Genomic DNA, 1,714 nt, shown 5'->3' on the forward strand with positions numbered 1-1,714 from the left:
GGTTTGGTGCGTCTAGTGCGGCGTCTGCTGCTGTTCGATGTACTGCCGGATAACGGCGATAGGCGCACCGCCGCAGCTACCGGCAAAGTAGGAAGGCGACCATAGCGCGCCGCCCCAAAGCTTCTTGCGGATGCTCGGATAGTTCTTCTTCCGAATCATGCGGCTGGAAACGCCTTTCAGGCTGTTGACCAGATTGGAAACGGAAACCTTGGGCGGGTAGTTCACCAGCAAGTGTACATGGTCGTCCTCGCCGTCGAACTCCACCAGTTCCGCTTCAAAGTCCGTGCAGACGCTGGAAAATATCGGCCGCAGGTCGTCAAGAATCTCTTTTGTGAAGACTTCACGGCGGTATTTTGTTACGAAGACCAAATGTACGTGCATGAGGAAAACACAGTGTCTTCCGTGGCGAATTTCATTGTAATCACTCATAGACCAAACTATAATCGAAGCGTGCAACGACTACAAGCCTATAAATACGAACTGATGCCAGATGGCGAGCAAGAGCGCAATATGCGCCGCTTCGCTGGCTCGTGCCGATTCGTCTACAACAAGGCGTTGGCGATGCAAAAAGAGAATCATGAGGCCGGTAACAAGTTCATCGGCTACGTCGCCATGGCGAAGCAATTGACCGGGTGGCGCAATGGTCCTGACACACCTTGGCTGAAGGACGCGCCGTGTCATCCGCTGCAACATGCATTGAAGGACTTGGAGAGGGCGTACAAGAACTTCTTCGAGAAACGGGCCGATTTCCCCAGCTTCAAGCGCAAGGGTTGCGGCGACACTTTCCGCTACCCGGACCCGAAGCAGATCAAGCTTGACGAGGCCAACAGCCGCATCTTCCTGCCCAAACTTGGCTGGCTGCGTTACCGCAACAGTCGGGACGTTCTTGGCGAGCTGCGCAACGTCACAGTGAGCCAGTCGGGCGGCAAGTGGTTCGTGTCGATTCAGACGCAACGCGAGGTGAATGGCGAACGCCATTCAGGCACCGAGAAAATCCTGCCCGAACAGCCATTGCCAACGGCGACGAGCGCCATCGGCATCGATGTCGGCATCGCCCGCTTCGCCACGATGAGCGACGGCAGCTTCGTCGCACCACTCAACAGTTTTAAGAAGCACCAACAGAACCTTGCCCGCTACCAGCGGCGCATGAGCCGCAAGGTCAAGTTCAGCAGCAATTGGAAGAAGGCGAAAGCCCGCGTCCAGAAGATTCACATCGGCATCGCCAACGCCCGCAAGGACTTCCTGCACAAGACCACAACGACGATCAGCAAAAAACACGCGCTCGTCTGCATTGAGGATTTGCAGGTACGGAACATGTCCAGGTCTTCCAAAGGTACTGTCGAACAACCGGGCAAGAAGGTCAGCCAGAAGTCGGGCCTGAACCGAGCTATCCTCGATCAGGGATGGGGCGAGTTTCGCCGCCAGCTTGGCTATAAGGTTGGGTGGAACGGCGGCATGTTGCTGGCCGTGCCACCGCAGCACACCAGCCAGACGTGCCCGGCTTGCGGCCACGTCTCAAAAGACAATCGGCAGACTCAGGCGTCGTTTCTGTGCGTCGATTGTGGCTACGAAAATCACGCCGATGTGGTCGGCGCGATGAATGTTTTAGCGCGAGGACATCGCGTCTTAGCCTGTGGAGAGTCGGCGCAGTCAGGCCGCTCGATGAAGCAGGAACCCACCGAAGCGACCCGTAGATCATCACGCGGCGCCGTAG

2 protein-coding genes are annotated in these 1,714 nt (G+C 56.9%); one reads left to right on the forward strand and one right to left on the reverse strand.

Annotation, left to right across the window (positions count from 1 at the left end; genetic code table 11):
• Window positions 1-12: 12 nt before the first annotated feature.
• Complete coding sequence (gene tnpA, locus F0185_RS33985; RefSeq protein ID WP_167233102.1) at window positions 13-429, reverse strand: IS200/IS605 family transposase; 417 nt, start codon at window positions 427-429, stop codon at window positions 13-15.
• Between the two features lie 21 nt (window positions 430-450).
• On the opposite strand from tnpA, the gene F0185_RS33990 reads away from it, so the two are divergent.
• A partial coding sequence (locus tag F0185_RS33990) for an RNA-guided endonuclease InsQ/TnpB family protein (protein ID WP_167233104.1) occupies window positions 451-1,714 on the forward strand: 1,264 nt, incomplete at its 3' end.

This window comes from Massilia rubra (genome assembly GCF_011682065.1).
In the GTDB taxonomy this organism is placed as follows: Bacteria; Pseudomonadota; Gammaproteobacteria; order Burkholderiales; family Burkholderiaceae_D; genus Telluria_A; species Telluria_A rubra.